17 protein-coding genes, 1 tRNA gene and 1 pseudogene are annotated in these 23284 nt (G+C 41.1%); 11 read left to right on the plus strand and 8 right to left on the minus strand.

The window, feature by feature from the left end:
• Positions 1-1257: 1257 nt before the first annotated feature.
• The 6 genes from rsmA (at position 1258) to Q0541_RS10010 (ending at position 5070) form a co-directional block, all read left to right on the plus strand.
• Positions 1258-2106, plus strand: a complete 849-nt coding sequence (gene rsmA / locus Q0541_RS09980) for a 16S rRNA (adenine(1518)-N(6)/adenine(1519)-N(6))-dimethyltransferase RsmA (protein WP_298908979.1) — start codon at positions 1258-1260, stop codon at positions 2104-2106.
• 100 nt (positions 2107-2206) lie between these two features.
• Positions 2207-3160 carry a 4-(cytidine 5'-diphospho)-2-C-methyl-D-erythritol kinase gene (gene ispE, locus Q0541_RS09985; protein ID WP_298908982.1) on the plus strand — a complete coding sequence of 318 codons (954 nt, stop codon included), beginning with the start codon at positions 2207-2209 and terminating at the stop codon, positions 3158-3160.
• 85 nt (positions 3161-3245) lie between these two features.
• Positions 3246-3578, plus strand: a complete 333-nt coding sequence (locus tag Q0541_RS09990) for a DUF3082 domain-containing protein (protein WP_298908984.1) — start codon at positions 3246-3248, stop codon at positions 3576-3578.
• 332 nt (positions 3579-3910) lie between these two features.
• Positions 3911-4516: a sporulation/spore germination protein gene (locus Q0541_RS10000; RefSeq protein ID WP_298908986.1), complete on the plus strand. Its 606-nt coding sequence runs from the start codon at positions 3911-3913 to the stop codon at positions 4514-4516.
• 170 nt (positions 4517-4686) lie between these two features.
• A tRNA-Gly gene (locus tag Q0541_RS10005) sits at positions 4687-4758 on the plus strand.
• A 144-nt stretch (positions 4759-4902) separates the two neighbouring features.
• Complete coding sequence (locus tag Q0541_RS10010; protein ID WP_298908987.1) at positions 4903-5070, plus strand: hypothetical protein; 168 nt, start codon at positions 4903-4905, stop codon at positions 5068-5070.
• On the opposite strand, the gene Q0541_RS10015 is transcribed toward Q0541_RS10010, so the two are convergent.
• The gene (locus Q0541_RS10015) at positions 5048-6568 is read right to left on the minus strand and encodes a reverse transcriptase domain-containing protein (protein ID WP_298908988.1); all 1521 of its coding nucleotides are present in this window, start codon (positions 6566-6568) and stop codon (positions 5048-5050) included. The genes Q0541_RS10010 and Q0541_RS10015 overlap by 23 nt on opposite strands.
• A 415-nt stretch (positions 6569-6983) precedes the next feature.
• Here Q0541_RS10015 and Q0541_RS10020 point away from each other — a divergent pair, with 415 nt between their 5' ends.
• The 3 genes and pseudogenes from Q0541_RS10020 to Q0541_RS10030 all read left to right on the plus strand — a co-directional run bounded on the left by Q0541_RS10020 (position 6984) and on the right by Q0541_RS10030 (position 8343).
• Positions 6984-7115: a hypothetical protein gene (locus Q0541_RS10020; RefSeq protein WP_298908990.1), complete on the plus strand. Its 132-nt coding sequence runs from the start codon at positions 6984-6986 to the stop codon at positions 7113-7115.
• A gap of 82 nt (positions 7116-7197) precedes the next feature.
• Positions 7198-7686, plus strand: a pseudogene (locus Q0541_RS10025) (low temperature requirement protein A); the annotation flags it as partial.
• A 438-nt stretch (positions 7687-8124) separates the two neighbouring features.
• On the plus strand, positions 8125-8343 hold the full coding sequence (locus tag Q0541_RS10030) for a hypothetical protein (RefSeq protein WP_298909172.1): 219 nt from the start codon (positions 8125-8127) through the stop codon (positions 8341-8343).
• Positions 8344-9220: 877 nt separating this feature from the next.
• Here Q0541_RS10030 and ftsH3 read toward each other — a convergent pair.
• From ftsH3 to Q0541_RS10050, 4 genes are all read right to left on the minus strand, one after another.
• Positions 9221-11062 (minus strand): ATP-dependent zinc metalloprotease FtsH3, encoded by a 1842-nt coding sequence (gene ftsH3, locus Q0541_RS10035; RefSeq protein WP_298908992.1) that lies wholly within the window; start codon positions 11060-11062, stop codon positions 9221-9223.
• A 137-nt stretch (positions 11063-11199) separates the two neighbouring features.
• A complete protein-coding gene (locus Q0541_RS10040; protein ID WP_298908995.1) occupies positions 11200-11994 on the minus strand; it encodes an aminotransferase class IV in 795 nt (264 codons plus the stop codon).
• A 17-nt stretch (positions 11995-12011) separates the two neighbouring features.
• Positions 12012-12431 (minus strand): GNAT family N-acetyltransferase, encoded by a 420-nt coding sequence (locus Q0541_RS10045; protein WP_298908998.1) that lies wholly within the window; start codon positions 12429-12431, stop codon positions 12012-12014.
• A 110-nt stretch (positions 12432-12541) separates the two neighbouring features.
• Positions 12542-13327: a hypothetical protein gene (locus Q0541_RS10050; RefSeq protein ID WP_298909003.1), complete on the minus strand. Its 786-nt coding sequence runs from the start codon at positions 13325-13327 to the stop codon at positions 12542-12544.
• Positions 13328-13920: 593 nt separating this feature from the next.
• Between Q0541_RS10050 and Q0541_RS10055 the strand changes: the two genes are divergently transcribed.
• Positions 13921-14298 carry a VOC family protein gene (locus tag Q0541_RS10055; RefSeq protein WP_298909005.1) on the plus strand — a complete coding sequence of 126 codons (378 nt, stop codon included), beginning with the start codon at positions 13921-13923 and terminating at the stop codon, positions 14296-14298.
• Between the two features lie 37 nt (positions 14299-14335).
• Here the strand turns inward: Q0541_RS10055 and Q0541_RS10060 are convergent, their stop codons facing one another.
• Positions 14336-16966, minus strand: a complete 2631-nt coding sequence (locus Q0541_RS10060; RefSeq protein WP_298909009.1) for a DNA polymerase III subunit alpha — start codon at positions 16964-16966, stop codon at positions 14336-14338.
• A 193-nt stretch (positions 16967-17159) separates the two neighbouring features.
• Between Q0541_RS10060 and Q0541_RS10065 the strand changes: the two genes are divergently transcribed.
• Positions 17160-18452 (plus strand): dicarboxylate/amino acid:cation symporter, encoded by a 1293-nt coding sequence (locus Q0541_RS10065; RefSeq protein ID WP_298909012.1) that lies wholly within the window; start codon positions 17160-17162, stop codon positions 18450-18452.
• Positions 18453-19448: 996 nt separating this feature from the next.
• Here Q0541_RS10065 and Q0541_RS10075 read toward each other — a convergent pair.
• Entirely contained in the window at positions 19449-21161 is a 1713-nt protein-coding gene (locus tag Q0541_RS10075) for a diflavin flavoprotein (RefSeq protein WP_298909174.1), read from the minus strand.
• Between the two features lie 109 nt (positions 21162-21270).
• Positions 21271-22989, minus strand: coding sequence for a diflavin flavoprotein (locus tag Q0541_RS10080; protein WP_298909018.1), 1719 nt, complete (start codon positions 22987-22989; stop codon positions 21271-21273).
• Positions 22990-23284: the final 295 nt, after the last annotated feature.

Below are 23284 nucleotides of genomic sequence, written 5' to 3' on the forward strand. Positions count from 1 at the left end.
CATACCGCCAGCGTTCATCCTGAGCCAGGATCAAACTCTCCGTTTTGGTTTGTTTCGAGTTTGTGGCTCCGAAAAATTTATTTCTCGGAATCCTAGTTATAATTTCGACTATTTCTTTGGGAAATCCCAAAGATAAAATCTGTTTGACGAGGATTGGTTATTTCTTAAGCTTTCAAAGTATTATGTTTTTTAGGTTCAGCGCGTCGTTGGCTTCTTTTGCCTTCGCACTTAACTAGAGTAGCTAGTCTTTCTCTAGTTTGTCAAGGGGTAAAACAATCTTTTTTTCTAATGGGACAAATTGCTTGACTGGCAGTACTTTCAGGGAAATAGGTTAAGCAGCAGGAGATAAACGGAAATAAGTGGCTCAATCCTGATGTCTTAATGGTGCAAATTGGTAGTTAGTGTCCCCAAAACACCATCTAATTCAGGTTAGGGGATTTAGATCGTGTTTATCTTACAAGACAGGAGTCAGTCTTGCTGGAGCGATTTATCCCGAATCCAAATGGCCAAACTATATCTGACTTTTCACAAGATATGGAAAACAAGAGAGCGAAACCTAACCCCCAGTTCCCAAGCTTTATAGGGTTGGGGGAGGATTCAAAGCCTCTCTACAGTGGGAGAAAGGAATGGAAGTGAGGTTTTCCAGATCAGAGGGGAAAGTTAGAACTATATAAGATAAAAGCATAACCATTGTCGAGCTTGCTGTTTAAGACCCCCATCCTACGGGTGAAGGTGGTACTGAGACTCAAGTACTTGAAAAGGCTCGGTCTATCGCCACCGCTACGAAGATAGGCAGCCGCTCATGGGAAGGTTCGTTACAGTGAGTCTAGCGCTGTAAAGGGATTTCACAATCGATAAAATAGGTAAAGATAGGGATTCTATCAAAATTATCAGGAAGAAATTTAAATAAGTGGGACAAAGAAAAATTATTGCCATAACTCCAAAAATCTAAGTGCGATCGCCATGATAATTGTCCAATCATATTTTTTAACCAGCTGATTTTTGGCTTACATGCTTATAAATCAGGGACTTTTAAAGGATGAAACAGCTTTGGACTTAAAAAGAGGGCACTTTGCTTTTTAAAATCGATAAAAGTATTTTTGTGTCAATATAAAATCAATAAAATTAGTCAAAAGTAATAATTAAGTTTTAAGATTGGTCGAAACCAGAGAAGTGCGGCAGGTAATATCGTCCATTGACTCTAAACAAATGAATTTTTGATAAAAAGCTAAAAACTAAACTAGGCAATAAATACAGATGATCCGACCGCGTAAGGTCTTTGCTCAACATTGGCTCAAAAGTGAAAAGGCACTCGACGCGATTATTCAAGCAGCAGAGTGTACACAAAGTGATGGCTTTGCCAACGCTAAGGGCGAACGCATCCTGGAAATTGGGCCCGGAACCGGCATTCTGACTCGTCGTTTATTACCCCTAGTGCAATCTCTGGTTGCAGTTGAAATAGACCGCGACTTATGCGAACTATTGGCAAAGCAACTGGGTAAGACTGAAAATTTTTTACTGCTGCAAGGCGATTTTCTCACCCTGGATTTACCATCTCATCTAGTAGCCTTTCCCAATTTCCAAAAGCCAAATAAAGTAGTAGCCAATATTCCTTACAACATTACAGGGCCAATCATCGAGAAACTACTGGGTACGATCGCCAACCCCAATCCCGAACCATTTGACTCAATAGTGTTACTCGTACAAAAAGAAGTAGCAGAAAGGTTGTATGCTAAACCAGGGTCAAAAGCCTTTGGAGCGTTGAGCGTGCGGGTACAGTATTTGGCTGAGTGTGAGTTAATTTGCACCGTTCCAGCGGCCGCATTCCATCCACCGCCAAAAGTTGATTCAGCAGTAGTACGATTATGTCCCCGAAAAATAGAAATAGCAGCACTTGACCCAAGACGGTTAGAGAATTTTTTAAAGTTGGGGTTTGGTGCCAAGCGCAAAATGTTACGAAATAATTTGCAATCTGTTATTGAACGCGATCGCCTGATCCACTTACTGGAACAATTAAAAATAAATCCCCAAGCCAGAGCCGAAGACCTCAGTGTTCAGCAATGGGTAATTCTAGCAAATGAGTTAGGAGTTAAAAGTGAGGAATGAGCAGTTAAGAGTGAACATGTAGATGATTGCTTTGATTCAAAACTCAAAATTCACCCATTCCCAACTAGCAACCCATAACTCCTAACTTTTAACTTTCAAAATGCATTCCTACAGCCTAATTGCCCCTGCCAAAATCAACTTGTATCTGGAAATCATTGGCAATCGTGCTGATGGCTATCATGAGTTAGCCATGATACTTCAAAGTATCGGACTTGCAGACCAAATTGATCTGCGTTCCATCAGCATTGACAGCATCCGTGTTCACTGCAACCACCCACAAGTACCAACAGATAAAAGTAATCTGGCATACCGAGCAGCAGAATTAATGGCAAGGCAATTTCCCGAAGCCTTTGCCAAATATGGGGGTGTTGAGATTACCGTCAATAAGCAGATTCCTGTAGCTGCTGGGTTGGCTGGGGGTTCGACGAATGCAGCAGCTGTGTTGGTAGGGATAAATTTACTGTGGAAATTGGGATTAACTCAGTCAGAACTAGAGGAGTTGGGAAGCACACTTGGTTCAGATGTACCATTTTGTGTAGCGGGTGGAACTGCGATCGCAACAGGTAGGGGTGAGCAACTTTCTCCCCTGCCGAGTTTAGATAATATATATGTAGTATTGGGGAAATACCGCAGTTTGGAAGTTTCCACGGCTTGGGCATACAAAACCTATCGAGAGCAGTTTGGTAATTCTTATATTAGAGATAGCGATAACTTGGTAGCGCGTGCTAATGCAGTTCATTCAGGAACAATAGTAAAAGCTGTCCTGGATAAAGATGTGGGAGGAATTGCCCAAAAACTGCACAATGATTTAGAGCGTGTGGTATTGCCAGCCTATCCCCAAGTCTTGCAACTGCGAGAAGTATTCGCAAATAAAGAAGGTGTTTTAGGAACAATGATGTCTGGTTCTGGACCAACAGTATTTGCTCTTTTTGAGTCTCAACAGCAGGCAGAACTAGTTTTGCTGCAAGTAAGGGAAGCAATTCTTGATCAGGACTTAGAATTGTTTGTAACTCGAACAATTACACATGGTATTAAAGTGGCATCGTCTGTTTAAATAATTATTTTTCGTTAATGAAGTATAAAGAATAGACAAGAATTATTCCTAATGACCCAATCCAAAATATAAAATCTAAAATGGTATGAGTGAGCAAAATTTAACACCACAAACGGATACTAAAATACAGTCGGCAACGAGTCCGTTACGCTGTTTAACTGGGGCAGTGATTTCTGGAGGAATGGGATATGCAGTGTATTCGCTGATGATTGCGATCGCCACAAATTTCGCTACTAAACCGATCCATTCAATTAATCCATTGGTGGTGAAGATTTCTTCTGCTGTTCGGACTCTGGTTGTTGGTGTAGTTGCTTTAGGAAGCGGGATATTTGGTATAGTAGCAATTGGTTTGTTGGCTTTGGGTGTGCAATTATTAGTGCAGGAGTTGACCAAGCAAAAAAGTAGTGAAAACCAGTAATTTGCTTTTAATCAGCAACCTAAAGACACAAGTTTTTCTAACGAACCACAATTTTTGAGCAATTGTAGCTTCGCGCTTTTGAAGGCTGAAAAATTTGTTGCTGTTTTCTTCAAGTTTTGAAAGAAAGCCCGTGGTGCTGACTAAACTGGCGAGAGAAATCACACGTATTTTGATCGCCCAGTGCAATAGCAATCTGTGTATAGTATAACCGTTTGACCTTGACAGATTTCAGGTTGACACTTTATAGACTGGCTGATATTCACAAATTTATGCGGAATTGATACCAGCAACACTGAAATTGATAGCAGCAACATCACTTCTAAGCAAAGTTTATGAACACAACCAAGAGATATTTTTTACCCATTATTTTTATGGCAATGGTTATCAGCCTCAGCAGTTGTAGTTCTAACCCCACAGTTGGTAATGTTGATAGCGGAACGCCATCCCCTACCCTAACACCGACGAATAGCTTATCGTCTCAGACTCCCAGCCAAATTCCTAGCGTAGCTCAGTTGAGAGAAAAATCTTCTAATCAAGAATCTCCTAAAGAAGATACGCCTTCCTCACCAACTTCTAAAGCTGCCACTAACAAAACTACCAAAGTCACACTATACACAAGTGATACTCAATGCCAAAAACTAATTCCAGAAAAGGTTTCAGTACCAGCCGAGGAACCAGTGAAAAATGTAGTGGGTAAAATCTTAGAAAAACGAGATACAAGCGACTTTAGCTTGTCTGGGTATCGTGTCAATATCAAAAATGGCATTGCTACAGTTGATTTGCGAATATCTCCTGAGTCAAAGCGGCAAATAACTTCTCTTTCTAGTTGTGAACAGTTTGCTCTGTTTGGCAGTCTCCGCAAAACCCTAAAGAGTAATGCCCAATGGAATATTAAAGAGGTTCGCTTCACCGAGCGAGGTGAGGACATTGTTCTTTAATTAAATATGGGAGTAAGTGCCGTCATCAGCTAGCTAAAAAATTCCCTAATATGAACAGCCACAGGACTCATACATCAGCAGTTGCCAAAACAGCGTATGTTCTAGCTAATTGAAAACAGCTGTAAATAATGGTATGATTCATTATAGCCCCAAGTTTATGGCAGCAATTCGCGGGTGTAATTCAGTGGTAGAATCTCACTTTCCCAAGGTGATCGTCGTGGGTTCGAGTCCCATCGCCCGCTTTAAAATCATGTACATTAACTAATTATTTGTCACTGTTGACAGGTTAATGTCACTTTTAACAAATTGATGTCATCATTTAGGCTGATGTTAAGCCACTATAGAATTAGTCTTCGCCCAACTACCAGATGTGCAGGTAATTATTTTTGAGCCGTTATCCCAAAGTAGCACAAGATACTGAGCAGGCGATCGCCTGCGGCAACCCATTCGGTGTACGCAAGCGCAAGCGATTTAAGCTTGAACATATTCGCAAAGCTTGGCAGTGTTTGCATGAGCAAAACTGGCTAAACATTAAAGAGCAAATAACTTCTTGAATGTTCTCTCAAGAAAATTCCAAATAAAATTCCAACATAGAGTTTGCCTTACCTCTGTATGATGTATGGCGTTACTGTCATTTATTGGACTTGGAGAACAATTAAATTTTTCACATGAACAGGCTTTTCGTTTACGAAGTCTGTAATACTCTTGCTCAAGAGTAATTAATCCTACATTTTTAAAGTCTGATTTTTTCAGACGAAGTTTGTAATTTTTATAAAAGTGTTTGCTGACTTCTTTCCGAATCCATTTATCCAATTCGCGTATTTGTTGGATGTCTGTAATAACCATAAAAAAGCCCATCCAACTTTTTAGTCTTTCTCCTAGCACACCACCGCATACATCACATATTTTCTCACCACGCCCAGTTACTTTTCTATTAATCACATATTTGATAAAAAAGCTAAATCTACGCTCGAAATTTTCACCAGTTTTATAAGACTGCTCTTTATTAATCTTTTCTATAATTCTTTGCTGAAATCTTAAAATGTTTCCTGGTTTAACTTTGATATGCTCAAGAGTAAATTGAAAACCAACAAACTCTAGAAAATCCTTAGCTATATCAACATATTTGGTTTTACTTTCATCAGTATGTAATTCCAGCTTTATATCTTGTAATTTTTGAGCCACTTCTTGATGTACTATAGAAATTAATTCTTTTTGTTTTAAAAGTATTACAAAATCATCGGCATAACGGACGTATCTTAGAGAACATTTTTTCGATAAATCATTGATAACCCAACAATCAAATTCATGTAAATATAAATTTGCTAACATTCCCGAAAGTACACCGCCTTGAGGGATACCCTGAGTTCTTATAATTCTTTGATTATTAAAAATAGGCTTATGATGATGAAAAAAACGGTATCCGTATGTTTTGCCACGTTGATTTTTATGTGGAAGTCCACCAGCTTTTATAAACCGTATTAATAATTTATTAGTTAGAGTATCTTGACCAAACTTTCTCTCTATAAGTTCAAAAAGATATTCGTGAGACAGCCTATCGAAAAATTTTACTATATCAGCATCTAAGGCAAATATAAAACCTTGTTTAATATAATGATGAATCAAGCTTGCTGCATAGGGTACAGACTTTCCCTTTCTATATGCACAAGATACTTTATCTAGTCTATGTGTGGCTTGAAAATCTTTTTCTATTTCTTTGTAAATAGCATCATACAATACTTTTTGGACAATAACATCGCGTATAGTCGCAATCGATAAAACTCGCTTTCCACCAGATGGCTTAGGAATTTCTATTTCTCGAAAAGTATAAAACTGATATGTACCTTTAAATAATCTATTTGATAGAACCTGACAACGTAAATCAAGTTCTTTTTTAAAGGTTTGGTAAGAAATACCGTCCACCCCCATCTGAACTTTTGGCTCACCCTGCTGGAAGAAGTCCGTTTTTTGTTGTTCGTAAGCTTTAAACGCAGCCTTTAGCTTCTCCGGCTGAAAGTATTCAGTGAGTAAATCGTCCAAATTCTTGGACATAGTCTTATTTTGTAGTGATTTAATTATTTGGAAGTGCTTATTGCTTAGGCGGACAGAGAACGCTAGACACTCCCTCAACCTGTCTCCTCTACGATGGTGTAGAGTATAACCACTACCTATTATTTCTAACAGGTATAAAGAAACTCCTAGTAAGGTGGATCTTTATTGTTTATTCCATACCTGGATTCTATCACAGTTGGAAAAGCAGCCCCCTTGGGATCAAGATGCTTTTAAGCATCTTCCGGCAGGTTCAAAGACCTAACCCAGCATTATTAGACAGCATATCATCAGTTATTAATCTATTGCTTGTAACTGAAATTTTCTATACCAAAAAAACACAAATTAAGTATTATTACTCGAAAACAGATAGAGTGGATTCATTAAAATCATTCTACAAGACTTGTCAAAATAATTTATGCCCCAAAGAACTCCTGAGTATATTCATGTAGAACTGCCTACCGTTCAACAACTCACCAGCATGGGTTGGCAGTACATTGAAGGAGATTGGGACAATGCCAAAGTTACCGAATTTTCAGCAGGTTTTTAAGGATTTACGCAGAAACATATACGCACTCGCTAATTGCTTACAGCTAATGGTAAAAAACAATTAGCAATTCGCAATTAGCACTATGGCAAATTTTCTCCAACCGCCAAGGTTACGCATTGGTGAAGACACTGAAGAAGAACGACGCGCCACTTGGCTAGAACTTTTTTATGATTTGGTTTTTGTAGTTGCAGTTTCTCAACTCGCCCACAATCTCAACGAGGATATCTCTCTATCAGGATTATTTGGGTTTGTAGTTTTATTTATACCAGTTTGGTGGTCATGGATTGGCACTACATTCTACGCCAACCGCTTTGACAGCGATGATGTGGGACATCGGCTGCTGATTGGTATACAAATGCTGACAGCAGCAGCAATGGCTATTAATATCCACCACGGTTTGGGTGAGAGTTCCCCTGGTTTTGCTATTTCCTATACTCTCGGTCGGGTTGTACTGGTAATAGAGTACGTCCGTGCTGGAAGACATATCCCCTCCGCACGTCCTTTGACCACTCGCTACGCTATTGGTTTTGCGATCGCAAGTTTGTGCTGGGCAAGTAGTTCAAGACTTCCTCCATTGCGGCCCCAATCCCCCGTTGGTTGACCCTTAAATATACATCTTCCCTTAGTGTCGAACATGTGTGCGCCACTACGACAGATCCACGCAATTGAAATATAAGGCATTTTGTGAAATGCATCTATCCTATGGAGGAATTTACCATAAATATAAATAAATATTTATATAGTTTTTTAAAGATAATGTAATCTCAACATTCAAACCCAACGCTGTAATGCTGATAACCCAACACATTGCCGTCTATCAGAGGTTACAGAACTAAAGGAGGAATGTCAACATTAGGAGATGTACCTTTGGGCAGCGAAGTCAAGTAGCTGAAATATTTATTAATATTATGAATAGGAAGTGTAAATTCAGCATCAGGAGTCAGAAAAATTCCTAATGGCAGGTATTTCCGATCAATCACTTAATTTCTCACCAACAGAACAGAAGCTCATGAAAGACCAAAAACCATCAAACTCAAAGGAATTCGTCGGAAATCTCAAGAATGGCATTTGGCTGTTTGGACTGTCATCCTGGGTATTTGGCATTACCGATCGCAGTATTGCTTCATTTGCAGATGGCTATCTATCTGCTTTGGATTTGACGCAACTATTCACAGCGGCTACGTTCTTTGTGGCATGGCTATTTTTAAAACCGACATCCAGACTTTAAGATCGGCGACTGATTGAGTGTCGAGTCACTCTTGACGCTAGTTATGTCAAGATTCGGAAAGTTATCTAAAGGAGAATACTTTTGATCGCTATAAAGGGTGCGCCACAGAATGTATCGATGCTTTTGCATTCAGAACAATCGGGGTAATTCTGTAAAATCTCAGAATTACCTTGATTTCTAGTTTTCACTAAATAATCCAAGTTGCTAGTTATGAAAGACGGCAACAGGAGATAAGTATGTAAATTTTTAATCTACTTAATGATCACTAAATTCTATCTTTTTCTTTTTTAAGTCAGAGTTATAGCTCAATACAGTTCAGTTAAGGATAATTGCAGGTTGGGTTGAACGTAGACGCCAAAGGCGGCTTAAGGCAGGGTAGTCAGCCCCAACTCTTGGAGACGCTACGCGAACGGGGAAGTCAAAAGTCAAAAGTCAAAAGTCAAACCCAACAAATGCCCGTGTAGGTAGGGTTTCGCTCCTCAAACGCCACTTGCAAGGCTCGTCAGGAAACCGCTTGGGCGTAGTGGCTCTCCAACCTACGCAATACATTTTATGTGGCTTTAACCCAAGCGTATTGAGTTATAGGTTCTTTTATTTGGGTGTATCTAGAAAAATTTTTCTAATTTTCCGGAATTGGTTATGCTCAGGTGGTAGTCTCTATCAGACTACGGATTTATACTGAAACTCTATAACTAACCTTCGGGGAATATAACCCCATTTCGAATTAAAAGCCCGGCCATCAAGGTCGGGCTTTTGACAAGGAATTAAAAAAAATTGGGGTAACTCTAGAAAATCCCAGAATTACCCCGAATTTTAAAAGTTAGAAGTTAGGAGTTGAAAGTTAAGAATTGTTCTTAACTCTTAACTACTCGTTAAATTAGGCAAACGCAGCGGTTGTTACATCGTTATTCGATAGAATTTCTTGCAATTCTTCAGCGTCTACCGTTTCTTTATCAACCAACATTTGCGCTATCTGATCTAAAATGTGGCGGTTACGCACCAACACTTCTTTAGCGCGTGTATAGGCTACATCCACAAGTTTGCGGACTTCTTCATCAATGGCGGCAGCGGTTTCTTCAGAGAAATCACGCTCTGACATGATATCCCGTCCAAGGAACATGTTACCTTGCTGACGACCAAGGGCGACTGGGCCTAAGCGATCGCTCATCCCAAATCTGGTGATCATCTGACGCGCAACCCGTGCTACTTGTTGCAAGTCGTTGGAAGCACCAGTGGTCACTTCTTCTTCACCAAAGATTAATTCTTCAGCAATTCGACCACCCAAAGCCACAGCCATCTGATTTTCCAGATAAGCACGGCTGTACAAACCAGTGTCCATCCGGTCTTCGCTGGGGGTAAACCAAGTTAAACCACCTGCACGACCGCGAGGGATGATGCTAATTTTCTGCACAGGATCGTAGTCTGGCATTAAAGCACCAACTAAAGCGTGACCAGCTTCGTGATATGCCACCAAGGTTTTGCGCTTTTCGCTCATTACCCGGTCTTTCTTCTCTGGCCCAGCTAATACGCGATCAATTGCGTCGTTGATTTCATCCATCGAAATTTCAGTCAAATTCCGGCGTGCTGCCAGAATTGCGGCTTCATTCAGCAGGTTGGATAAATCTGCGCCAGTAAAACCGGGGGTACGACGGGCAATTTTATCCAAGTCCACATCTTTCGCCAAGGTTTTGCCACGGGCGTGAACCTTGAGAATTTCGCTGCGTCCGGCATAGTCGGGACGGTCTACCACAACTTGACGGTCAAAGCGACCAGGACGTAACAGTGCTGCATCTAAGACATCAGGACGGTTGGTAGCGGCAATAATGATGATGCCTGTGTTGCCTTCAAAGCCGTCCATTTCTGTGAGCAACTGGTTGAGAGTTTGTTCGCGCTCATCGTTACCACCACCTAAACCTGCACCCCGCTGACGACCTACGGCGTCAATTTCATCAATGAAGACGATACAGGGAGCATTAGTCTTAGCTTGTTCAAATAAATCGCGGACGCGGGATGCACCCACACCGACGAACATTTCTACAAATTCCGAACCGGAGATCGAGAAGAAGGGTACACCTGCTTCACCTGCTACAGCACGAGCTAGAAGGGTTTTACCTGTACCAGGAGGGCCAACTAACAGCACACCTTTAGGAATTTTTGCACCAACTGCGGTAAAGCGATCGGCGTTTTTCAGAAAGTCTACGACTTCGTTTAATTCCAACTTGGCTTGGTCAATACCAGCAACATCACCAAATGTCACCTGAGTTTGTGGTTCCATTTGGACTCTGGCTTTGGATTTACCAAAGTTCATCGCTTGGCTACCTGGGCCACTTTGAGCGCGACGTAGCAAGAAGAATAAGCCAACCAAAAGCAATACAGGAAAAAATAAGCTGCTTAGTGCCTTAAACCAAAATCCTTCATCGCTTTGGGGCAAAACAGAAATATCAACGCCTTTTGAAGTCAGAGTATTGATCAGGTCTGGATCGTTGACTAAGGTCACAATCCGTTTATTTCCGTCATATTTGGCTGTAACCAGTGCTGTAGAGCGATCTGCACTCAAACTGACTTTTTCTACTCTGCCTTGTTGAACTTCTTGAATAAACCGGCTATATCGCCATGTCTCTCTGCTTTGAGGTTGTTTGTCAAAAAATGCTGTTCCCAGCGCAATGACGACAATAAACAGCAGCGCGTACAGCCCTGCATTTCTCCATCTTTTATTCACTAAGGTCTATCCTCCGGTATTTTTCGCGCGTTAGCTCTCAGGCGGCGCAAAGCGCCATCGCCTAGCGTCTCTGTTTGGAGAGGTCATTATTAAGAATTATGTTAACTTATCTTAAGTGTAACAAAGTGGCGTGGCTATCATGCTACAAAAAGCTCCCTTATTTGCAGAAAACTAGGATGGTAGGGATCATATTGTAGCGACCCTGTGCGCTGATGAACGGTATGAATGGGAATAATTTCTACCACACTATTAGTGTAGGCGATCGCTTCAAATTTCTGGACTAACTCGACCGTCCAAGGTTCCTCTAGCACCGGCTGCTGGTGGTTTTGCAACCAGTTTACAAGTTGCGATCGCACAATTCCTGGCAAAATTCCTGCCTTTATTGGCGGCGTCCACCAACTGCGATCGTACCATCCCCAAAGGTTGCCTGTGCTGGTTTCTAGCCAATTTCCTACAGCATCGACTAATATTGCTTCTTGAGCATCTAAGCTAGTTTTTGCCAGCCAAGCACTTAAATAGTTTCCGGTTTTATGAGAGGGGAGAGAGCGATAAAATTCAAAACTAGCAACGGCACACACAACGCCAGTTTTTTGTTTTTCTCTCAAATCCTCTGGTAAGAATCTGCCAGTTATCCATTCCCGGCCATCGGGAAAAAGGGTAATTCTGAGAACGGGAAAGTGTGCCAGGAGAATTTCGGTGCCTTGACGCACACGATTCCAATCGGGTTGCTGCCAACCAAAAGATTGTACTGAGAAAAGTAGGCGATCGCAGTGTGCTTGCCAATTAGTTAAATTACTGTCTAGCGAGTTCTGATAAACCCGCAATGTTGTGAAAACAGTCGCCCCATAAAGTAAACCCGGATCATTAATGTCTAACTCTAAAATTCGGGACTCAACTAATTTGCCGCTATACCAAAAAATCTCATTTTTCACAACCAGATTGCTTCTCGCTACAACTCTATTCCAAAGTGATGACTTGTAATGCTCATGCGCTGCATGAGATAAAATCTGTGAGCTGCAAATCGCTGAACGCCAGAATCAAGACTGAGGTGTTTACAGTCATGATTTATTGCATATTCAATTAGCCACTGAAATAACTGTTTCCCATAGCTTTGTGACCGCTTCAACTCATCAACAACTAAGTCATCAATATATAAAAACTTTCCTGATGCTAAACACGTATAAATGCGAAATCCAGCTACTGCCACAGCTTGCTGCTCTACTTCCAAGAATACAAGTTGATATCCTTCTTTCATTTGATATCGAACTTGTTCTACAAACTTAGCCTGCTCAAGGTGAGGACGCAACTGGGACATAACAGGAAAACACTTTAATATTTGAAAATCAGATTCTCCTAATTGTATTGACATCAATATTGCTCCTGAAAATATGATGCGTACTCATCTTACTTTCTCAAGTTATCGAGAATATTGCAATTTTGTAAAAGTTTTTCTCGGAAGAAAATGCTATAAATAATAATTTAATCCTTTGGAGGAAATAAAATTTTCTGAGTACCTTCAGGAGTTGTAATTACTTTTCCTCCCAAAGCTTCGATTTCTCTAATTGCACGTTTCCGAGTTCTCTCATCAACTTGATTATTTAAAACCATTGACCAGGTTGCAATTTGAGCATATTTACTGTTAGGATTTCGACTCAGAAATTCCGCAGTTTTTTGGGAAGTATTAGCTATAAGCTGACTCTCTGCATCTGAAAAGTTACTAGCCCAGTTTGCCGCCGTTGCAAAAGACTTTTGAGCAGCTTGAGCATTGCCTAAAAATAATAACTCATCAATTCCTTTGTAACGCCACACGTAATAAGACTTTTCGGGAACGAAGGGAGATAGTGATTTTAAGCCTTTCTCTGATAGTGCGATCGCCCGTTCTGGCATAGCAGCATACAATGAAGTACTGATAGAAAGACTGCGATACGCTTCTAAAAATCGCGGGTCACGTTCTAGAATGACTTCAAAATATTCGGGACTTAAACTGTAACCTGTTTTATCCCGAACTTCATCATCTCCAAAATATTGTAAAAAATTGATATATACCAAATCTGCAATGAAATTATCATAACCAAAACTAGGCATTTTTTGGAGAAAATTCAGACGGATATTTTCTGATTTTATTTCTTTCTCTAAAGTTTCTAAGGAAGCAGATTGTTTGCTATTTATCAGTTTTTGTAATTGGGGGAATTGAATCAAGCCAACTCCTAAAATACACACACAAATTACAAAAGGTGTAGCAATGGCTTTACGCGACAACAACATATTTTTTTTTGTTTTCCTAGGCAGAAGCAACTCATTGTATATAATATACTTCTTGGAAAATTACTCAGCTATATAGTTACAGTCGCTTACACAGGAGAGTATCCATCAAGCCGCTACCCTACCCTTTAGCAACGACTAACAGTGAACAAGCCTATCTTTCCTCAAGAGAAACCAAAAACAAGTAGCTTGGCAAACTCGGCAGCAAATATTTAATATTATATTATATCTTATGTATGTATGCTAAGTATAATTTACGCTTTCTTCTTTACCGCATCTAAAAAATTATTTTATTTTTTGAGATGAAATTAGCTTGTAGAAATCTAGCTTTACTTTTCTTGAGCAACAAGTTCTTAACTTATTAAATTCTTTTGAGATTACTTAGTTTGGTTAAGTAAGGGCAGTAAAATTTACAATATGAATTAAAATTTGAACGTAAATTAAACATAATGCAGAAGTTCGCTTTTTGATGTATACCGAATGGGTCATGCTTGCAAGCAGCGGTTCCTTAGCCGTATTGAAAGCGATCGCTATTTAGATGCCCTTTTGGTGAAAAATATTGTAAGTGTGAGTAGTGTTTGTAAAAATTAAAGCTTATGTTTGACCATCTATCCTTTGGGGTGAGTAGTTTAGAACGCAGTCTAGCCTTCTATGATGCTGTGCTTGCGCCGTTAGGCGTCAAACGCCTATTTAATTTACCTGACATCGCTGCTTATAGTGCTGGTACTTACCCGATGTTTTGGATTGGGAATCGTCGAGAGTTTACCAATGAAGTATCCAAGGGCTTTCATCTGGCATTTGCGGCTGATAATCGCCCTGCGGTGGATGCTTTTTATCAACAAGCGATCGCTTTCGGAGCTAAGGACGATGGCAAGCCTGGATTGCGTTCTCATTACCACCCCAATTATTATGCCGCTTTTGTGATTGATCCTGACGGATATCGCATAGAAGCTGTTTGTCATCAACCAGCTTAATTTGTCATTTGTCATTCTCCCCCTGCTCCCCTTCCTCTTATTCCGGTAAACCCCCTACCCGCATCAAATCCAATTCCCGTTCAAATATTTCATCAATTGGCAACAAAAGACCATCAACAGTCATAAATTTATGGTCTTTTGTTGCCCGAATCACTGAACCATCTTCCAAGCAATATTCAAACACCTCTTGTTGTCCGCGATCGTGCCACTGTGCTATAGGTTGTGTGTAAATATTTCCATTATTATCAACGCTGTACACAGTACATTCAATGAGTTTTTCGACAATTTCCCCAATCGGCATTAATCCATATTCTACTGTCAATATTTCCGTGTCATAGCTTAAACAATATTCAGCAAACTTCAACATTTGCTCAAATAATTCATCCGCAACTTTTTTCTGAACACCATTTTTAGCTGCACCATCCACGAATTTTTCTCGCTGCTTTTGCATCTCAGAAACTTTCTTTTTACCCATCGCCCGACGCAGCAAGTCAGCTTGTCCTAATGAATATCCAGCCATATCCTGAGCAATTTTCATGATTTGCTCTTGATAGACCATAATTCCATAAGTTTCGTCTAATACTGATTCTAGAATTTGGTGTTGATAATCAATCTGTTCTCGTCCGTGTTTGCGGTTGATAAATTTAGGAATCAATCCCGCATCTAATGGGCCCGGTCGATAAAGTGCCAAAATCGAAGAAATGTCTTCTATATTAGAAGGTTTCAAATCTCGCACAATCTGACGCATTCCAGAAGATTCTAATTGAAATATCCCTTCTAACTCACCTGCTTCTAATAGTTCATAAGTTTTTTGCACATCTTTTGGCAGAGTGGTATGTTCACCTTTAGCTAATATCTTTTGGGCTTTTCTCTCTTGGTGGGTGATTTCATCAGGATCAACACGATATCCTTTAGTTTCTTGAATTAAATCAAGGGTATTTTGAATCAGCGTCAGGTTCCGTAAACCTAGAAAATCCATTTTCAACAAACCCATTGATTCCAGGTCTTCCATGAAATACTGGGTAATCACGGAACCATCATTATTCTTCTGTAGCGGGACAATTTCATCAAGTGGATCGGCAGAAATTACCACACCTGCTGCATGAACACCAAAAGTTTTATTAGTTCCTTCAATTCGCATCGCCATATCAAGCCAATGGCGAACATGCGGTTCTTTATCATATTTCTCTTTAAACTGTGGTTCTGGGGTTTCATTAGAAATCATCACCTTGAGTTTCGTTGGTTTTCCCCGCACTACAGGAATTAATTTCGCCATTTTGTCAGCTTCCCCGTAGGGAATATTCAAGACTCTGGCGACATCTTTCAAAACTGCTTTAGAAGTTAGGCGGTTAAAGGTAATAATTTGGGCAACTTTATCTGCACCATATTTATCAGTTACATATTCAATAACTTTATCTCTTTGTTCAATACAGAAATCCGTATCAATATCAGGCATGGATTTCCGTTCTGGGTTCAAAAAACGCTCAAATAGTAGCCCATGATGCACAGGGTCAATGTTGGTAATTCGCATCGCATAGGCAACTAATGAACCAGCCGCCGAACCCCGACCAGGCCCCACAGGAATGTTATTATCTCTAGCAAATTTGATGTAGTCCCATACAACTAAAAAGTATTTGGAAAAACCCATCTGCTGAATCATTTTTAGTTCGTATTCCAATCTTTCTTTATAGACGGAATCAACCTCATTGCGTGATTTCCGATTTAACCGTTCTAAAAGTCCGTTCCATGCAACATCTTCGGCGTAAGTGTCAGCAGTATGACCAGAGGGAATGGGGGGTGTAGGGATTTGAGGCTCACCCATAATATAGTAAGGCTCGACTTTATCAGCGACTTCTTCAGTAGTGGCGATCGCTTCTGCAATCACATCATCTGGCAAATGGTCACGAAATAGCTGCTGCATCTCTTCACCAGATTTGAGATACTCTGTGCCACTATAACGCATCCGCTTATCTTCAATAATTAGCTTGCCAGTCTGAATACATAGCAAAGCATCGTGGGCTTCAACGTCAAAACAAGAAATAAAATGCGAATCATTAGTAGCAACAATTTTAATCCCTAGTTCCCGGGCAATTTTGACTATTTCAACATTAACAATTCGGTCTTCCTGGGAGCCGTGGTCTTGAATTTCTAAATAATAATCATCACCCAATACATCTTTATACCACTGAGCAATTTTTCGGGCTGCATCTGGTCTATTACTAAGAATCGCTTGGGGAACTTCTCCACCTAAACAAGCGCTGGTGACAATCAAGCCTTCATGATATTCTTTTAATAAATCTTTATTAATACAAGGACGAGAAAAAATTCCTTTGCCTTGAACACCTTTAAGGTGAGAAATTGTGGTTAATTTAACTAAATTTTTGTAACCTTTGGTATTTTTAGCTAAAACGACTTGATGATATTTCGGACGGCGTTCTTGTTTTTCAATATCGCCATTAATTATATACATTTCATTGCCGATAATCGGCTTAATATTTTGACTACGGCAGATTTTGATCAGTTCAATGGCCCCATACATGACGCCATGATCAGTAAGGGCGATCGCTTTCATCCCCAGTGCGATCGCTTGATCCACCAACTCTGGTAGCTGACTTGCCCCATCGAGCAGACTGTAGTCACTGTGAATATGTAAAGGGACAAAGGACATAAGCATCTCCAACCACAAGCCAAGATATCTCTAGGGGCCTACCTTGTGGTATACCCTTTCGAGCTAGATTTTGCAAAGCAACGGAATCTTAGATTAACAGTTTTTAACCAAAATTCAAGCTGTTCTTTTTCCGAAATTGTCACTATCATAAGTCTTGTTTTAATAGTTACAGCAGTTAATCAGCATCTAACTAATGAGTCAAACAGAGAGTACTACTTCGCCTGAAACCAAAGCTAGCCCTTGGTGGCAGCGTATCCCTCTCACATTGCAAATTCTCATCGCCCTAGTAGTGGCAGTCAGCGTCGGAATTGCCCTTGGTGCGGGTAATCCCAATCCCAGCAATGCCACTTTAATTAATAATTTAGCAATTCCGGCGGAATTGGTGTTAAAGGCTCTCCGCGCCCTAGCTACGCCTCTGATTCTGGTAGCGGTGCTGCATACCTTAATGACTACGAATATCCCCGGTACAGCCGGACGGCGTCTGGCAGTCCTACTTTTAACTAACACTACCGTAGCTATTTTAGTGGGACTTTTGGTAGCGAATGTGCTGCGTCCAGGAACTTGGGGCAATGTAACCACCTCAACAAGTACAGAAATAACTCCTCAGAGTCTTGACCCTTGGGGAATACTCAAAGATGCTGTACCGGAAGCTGTTCTCAAGCCGTTAGTTGATAATAACGTTATCCAACTGATTGTGATTGCCCTGAGTTTTGGCATCGTCCTGCGAGGATTAAAATCTGAACAAATCACTCAAGGCAAGAACGGATACCAGCCAATTGAGGATGTCATCGGAATTTTATTTGAAGCGGTAGTCCGTATCCTCAACTGGGTAATTGCCTTAGTGCCGTTCGCAGTCTTTGGGATTGTAGCTAAAACTATTGCTATGCAGGGCTTTGCACCGTTTAAATCTTTGGGTGCATTCATCGTGGCGGTGCTGTTAGCATTGGTATTGCAGGCGTGCTATTACCTCACCAGAGTAAAATTTGGTTCTTGGGTACATCCGTTAAAATTCTTAACTGGCGGTTCTGATGCCTTTTTGACAGCTTTCTCAACTTCTTCCTCTGCGGCGGCAATGCCCGTAACCTTTGAGGTTTTGCAAACAAAAGTCGGTTTAAGGGAATCTTCTGCTGCCTTGGGGGCATTAGTCGGGGCAAATTTCAATAATGATGGCACTGCCCTCTATGAAGCAATGTCTGCGTTATATATTTCCCAACTAATTGGACAACATCTGAGTCTGGGACAGCAGTTAATTGTCATCCTTACCTCGATTTTTGCATCCGTAGGTGCGGCAAATATTCCCAATGCTGGACTGGTAACGATGACACTAGTGTTCACTTCTGTAGGCTTACCTACCCAGTACATCGCTTTGCTAGTTACTGTAGACTGGTTTCTGGATCGCTGCCGCACCGCGATTAATGTCATGGGAGATATGACTGTCAGTGCTTTACTTGACGGCAAAAAGCCTCGTTCTGTAGACGAGGCTTAGTTTACGGCTTTTCAGGTAGCTAATGCTGTTGAGGCCCTTTGGCATCACATTCTTTAGTCCAGCAGCGTTCTAGAAGTCGAAGACGCCAGATGAATGCAAAGCGATGGGGATTCAATACTAATCTAGGATTGTGACTAAATAAAGGCTGGTTCAGATACTGCCAAAGGGGAAATTTAATTTTGGTGTGTTTTGGAGTCATAAGAACAACAAAATATTATAAAAGTTTAGTGGCACTAGTAGTTCGCCAATGGAACTTGGCTCTTTAAAGGGTAAGAGGAAAAGGGAAACGGTTTTTAGCCCCTTTTCCTTTAACCTTTCCCCTTTCCCCAGCCCAAACCCAGCAATTTTGGTTTGGCAAACTACTAGTTGGCATTTTGTCTAGCAACTCCCTGATACTGTTTTTCTAGTTAAAGGCTACACTGCGTTTCTACAATTGTCTTGGTGGCAATTGCGGAATTTCAGCGAGTGAATTTATGTTGTTTCCGCTTTAATACTGAAATTGCACGCACCATTTTTCTGATTCCACATCCCATGAAAAGTCATACCATTTCACGAAATTCATGCTACAGATAAGGTTGCTAGGGGCGTAGACTCGAAGCCGCCACCGTTGATGTCCCCTGCATTGCTGACGGAGCTGCCTAAGAAGTCTGTACGTTTGATCAGCTGCACTTAGCGATCGCACTTGAGACACTTCCTAGCCAGTGGTTCTTCATTTCAGAAATCTACCAGAGTATTGTCCGAATCCCTTTTAAAACAATAGATGATTTTGTAATCTCAAAGTTTATTGTGTATAACCTGAAACTTAAAAACCTCGAACATCTGTCTAAAGATAGATAAGCTCGTAGATAACTAAAATTTACTTGGGCGGACTCTACATATCGACAAAAAAACTGGGATAAGCATCTTGCCCATCCCATAAAAAAGAGAATTTTTGTCATAAAACGCCTTGGCTATATTCAAGCTAAGGCGGTTTCGTTGAGTTAAATTTCTCACTATCTAATAATGAGTGCCTGTTTTGCGATGATTGATGGCAGTAACAGCATCGGGCTTGAGTAATTTACCTTCATCCACAGTTGCATACACAACCCAATGATCGCCACATTCCAGACGTTGATTGACTGAGCATTCCAAATATGCTGATGCATCAGTGAGGATGGTACAACCGTTATCTGCAACTGCTGTACTAAAGTTGGAAAATCTATCTTCCCCAGGCGCGAAAGATTTACGGAAATGTTTCATGTAGTCTTGATGATTGCCTTCAGGTAGAATATTTAAGGCAAACTTACCACCTGGATACATCAAAGATTCGATCGCTCGGTCTTTGGCGATCGCAACAGTTAGTCCAGGTGGGTTGAAGGTGGCTTGAGAAACCCAAGCGCCTAACATTGCGGTAGACACTTCTCCAAGTTTCGCTGTAACCACGCAAACGGAACCAACGATCCGACCGACAGCCTGTTCCACTGGAGTAGCGGTTTGTTGTGGTACGCGTACCTTTTTAGCCTTTTTCAGTGCTTGGGCAAAGTCTGTGCCTAGTTCTTCACAGAACTTGAGAGTGACATCATCAGGTTTAAACTTAACCTTCAGGGTGTCAAAGCCAAAGCGATATCCAGCATCCCGGAGTTTACCTTCAATTAAGTCAAATGCTTCGCCACTCCAGCCATAGGAACCAAAGACCCCAGCGAGTTTGCTATTGTCACCGCTCGATAGCACAATCCCTAAAGCAGTATGAATAGGAGTTGGCGCATGACCACCAATGGTAGGAGAACCGATAATAAAACCGTCTGACTGTGCTAGGTTGATGCGAACTTCATCGGGGGTGGCAAATTCGCAGTTAATCGATTTGACTGCGACTCCACCTTTAGTCAGTCCCAGAGCGATCGCTTGTGCTAAAGTCGCCGTATTCCCGTAAGCTGAAGCATAAAGTAGGGCAACGGAAATCTCGCGATCGTTGTGAGCACGACTCCATTCTCCATAAGCTTTGGTAAGTTCGATTAAGCTGGTGCGTACCAAAGGCCCGTGACCCACAGCATACATTCTCACCTGCAAATCTGATATTTTTTCCAAAGCTGCTTGCACATGAGGTGCTTGGGGAGCCATCAGGCAGTTAAAGTAATAACGCTGGTCTTCTTTGAGCGCTTCCCAGTTATCATCAAATAGTTCATCACCACAAAGATGAGTTGCAAATAACTTATCTGTGTAGAGAATTTGGGTTTGCTGGTCGTAGGTACAAAGTCCTTCTGGCCAACGTGGACTAGGAATGGGGAAGAATTTTAAAACATGACCCTTGCCTAAATCCAGAGTTTCTTTCCCTCGCATCACCAAGACTTTCAAATCGTGGTCTAGGAAAGCAGCACGCAAATTGTTCGCACCAGGAAGAGAACAGACAAAAGTTACCTGTGGTGCCAGTTGTAAAATTGCTTTCAGGGTTGCAACTCGGTTGGGATTAAAATGACCCAGGATTATATAATCCAAACTTTGCAAATCTAAAGTCTGCTGCAATGCCTCTAAATAAATTTCGGTAAAGCTTTCTGGGGGTGGATCAATAAGTGCGGTTTTATCAGCTTCAATTAAATAGCAATTGGAAGTAGTACCTCTTTCAAGTGCGTATTCAATTTCAAACCGCAGACGTGACCAACTACGTGCTCTGATCGCCTTAGTATTTGTAGCAATTGGTAGAACTTGTACGTCGCGTGGCTTGGAATTGGTCATAGCTGTTGGGTAAAGTTGGGGAACAAGAGGGCATTGGGCATTGGGAATTGGGCATTGGGCATTGGGAATAAGGAGAAATAACCCATACCCCATGCCCTATGCCCAATCCTTAGTAGTAATTACCTACTTTGCGATGGCGAACCGCTGTCAATCCATCGTTTTTGGAAACACGACCTTCTTCGACGGTGCAGTATAAAATCCAGTGGTCGCTGCATTCCATGCTGGTCTGTATTTCACATTCCATGTACGCCAGAGCATCAGTTAGAATCGGGGAGCCGTTTTTCGCGGTTTGAGTTTTCACCCCAGCAAAGCGGTCAGCACCGGGATGCAAGCGCTTGAGAAAGTGCTTTTTCAATTCTTGATAATTGCCTTCTTCCAAAACGTTGAGGACGAAGCGATCGCCTACTTGCATTAAGGAATCAATGGCGCGGTCTTTAGCAACGGCAATTGTGAATCCTAAGGGTTGCAAACTCGCTTGTGTTACCCAGGATGCCAGCATTGCACTTGACACATTTTCTTTTTTCGTGGTGACTATATATAGTCCACTACTAATTCGACCCAGCGCCTTTTCCATGTCGACGTCGAGGGACTTGATGTGCTTGATGTTGCGATCGCGCACTAACAATTGTCCCAAGTCTTTACCCGCTTCTTCACACAACTGGAATGTTGATGCGGTAGGAGCCTCTCTAATCCGAATAGCTGGGAAAGCTTCTTTGATGCCAGAGTCGAGAAATTTTCTGCGGAGTGTATCAATGGGTTCATCATCCCCACCGTAACATTCAAACAGCCCAACCATTTGCTTGTTCTTGGCGACAGCTAGCAATGAACTGATACTAGATTGGGCGGCGGCGCTTGTAGTCGGGGGCATACCAATAATGATGCTAGCTGCTCTCCCGGCTAGTTCCTGGATTTCTTGGCTCTGGGCAGTACTTAGATCCAGTACTTCTATCCCAACCCCAGTTTTCAGTATACCCTCAGAAATTGCATGACCAAGGCGCTCACTATACCCATAATCTGAGACAAAAAACATGCCAACTGTTGTTTCTGCTTTAGCTTGTTTTTGGCTCCAATTTTCGTAGCACCCAGTTAAAACATCTAGGTGGTGGTGTAATAATGGCCCGTGACCATTGGCGATAATATTAATCTTCCCTAGTTCACCCATCCGCTTCATGGCATTCACCAAAGAACGAGCGTTAGGGCCCATCAAGCAGTCGTAGTAAAATCTAAAATCAGCTTCGATCGCTTCTAAATCTTCGTCGAAGGTGCGATCGTCACAAAAGTGCATCCCAAAAGCATCACAGGTGTAAAGGGTTTGGGTTTTGCGGTCAAAGCTAAAGATTGTATCTGGCCAGTGCAGGTTAGGCGCACTCACGAATTCGATTTCGTGTCCTTTGCCGATATCTATGCGATCGCCAGTTTTCACAACCCGCTTACTAAAAGGATCGTGGACTAAGCCTTCCAAAAACTGAAGCGCAACTTTTGAGGCTAAAACGGTAGCTCTAGGAGCTAATTGGAGGACATCTTCTACTAAGCCGCTATGGTCTGGCTCAGTGTGACTGACAATTATATAATCAATTGTTTTGGGGTTGACAAGACCTTTTAGAGTCTCTAAATACAGATCACGAAACTTCTGGTGAGAAGTATCAATCAAAACTGTTTGTTCACCCCTAATTAGATATGAATTATAGGTTGTACCGTTTTGCAATCCGAATTCGATATCGAAGCGATCGCGATCCCAATCAAGAGAGCGAATCGCCGTTGTATTAGGGGCAATTTCTACAGTTTGTATAGTTAGGCGATGTTGAACGTTTTGTGCGATCGCTACCATTATTCGTCTCCGAGCGCAAATTAACAGGTTTTTCTTCTGCCCCCATTGTCTCTATTATTTTTTGTTTAAGTTGTAATAAATATCAGCTTTTTTAAATTTTAACTTGTATCAATTATTGCTGTTTTTTTGCTAAAAATGTGACTCCAAAAATATACTAAATATTAATTTATTCCGGCTAATTCACTGAGTATTTAATTTTGCAACTTTCTCTGAATTTATCCTAATTAAAAAATATCATATTTATCATATTCTTTAATAAAAAAAACTTAAAAAATCAAAATCTAAAAAAATATTA

The sequence above is a fragment of the uncultured Nostoc sp. genome, from assembly GCF_937863485.1.
Classification (GTDB): Bacteria; Cyanobacteriota; Cyanobacteriia; order Cyanobacteriales; family Nostocaceae; genus Nostoc.

Bases quoted from the DNA above. Each gene is read 5' to 3' on its own strand.
- rsmA (WP_298908979.1), top strand. From the start codon at position 1,258: ATGATCCGACCGCGTAAGGTCTTTGCTCAACATTGGCTCAAAAGTGAA.
- ispE (WP_298908982.1), top strand. From the start codon at position 2,207: ATGCATTCCTACAGCCTAATTGCCCCTGCCAAAATCAACTTGTATCTG.
- Q0541_RS09990 (WP_298908984.1), top strand. From the start codon at position 3,246: ATGAGTGAGCAAAATTTAACACCACAAACGGATACTAAAATACAGTCG.
- Q0541_RS10000 (WP_298908986.1), top strand. From the start codon at position 3,911: ATGAACACAACCAAGAGATATTTTTTACCCATTATTTTTATGGCAATG.
- Q0541_RS10015 (WP_298908988.1), bottom strand. From the start codon at position 6,568: ATGTCCAAGAATTTGGACGATTTACTCACTGAATACTTTCAGCCGGAG.
- Q0541_RS10020 (WP_298908990.1), top strand. From the start codon at position 6,984: ATGCCCCAAAGAACTCCTGAGTATATTCATGTAGAACTGCCTACCGTT.
- Q0541_RS10030 (WP_298909172.1), top strand. From the start codon at position 8,125: ATGAAAGACCAAAAACCATCAAACTCAAAGGAATTCGTCGGAAATCTC.
- Q0541_RS10045 (WP_298908998.1), bottom strand. From the start codon at position 12,431: ATGTCAATACAATTAGGAGAATCTGATTTTCAAATATTAAAGTGTTTT.
- Q0541_RS10050 (WP_298909003.1), bottom strand. From the start codon at position 13,327: ATGTTGTTGTCGCGTAAAGCCATTGCTACACCTTTTGTAATTTGTGTG.
- Q0541_RS10055 (WP_298909005.1), top strand. From the start codon at position 13,921: ATGTTTGACCATCTATCCTTTGGGGTGAGTAGTTTAGAACGCAGTCTA.
- Q0541_RS10060 (WP_298909009.1), bottom strand. From the start codon at position 16,966: ATGTCCTTTGTCCCTTTACATATTCACAGTGACTACAGTCTGCTCGAT.
- Q0541_RS10065 (WP_298909012.1), top strand. From the start codon at position 17,160: ATGAGTCAAACAGAGAGTACTACTTCGCCTGAAACCAAAGCTAGCCCT.
- Q0541_RS10075 (WP_298909174.1), bottom strand. From the start codon at position 21,161: ATGACCAATTCCAAGCCACGCGACGTACAAGTTCTACCAATTGCTACA.
- Q0541_RS10080 (WP_298909018.1), bottom strand. From the start codon at position 22,989: ATGGTAGCGATCGCACAAAACGTTCAACATCGCCTAACTATACAAACT.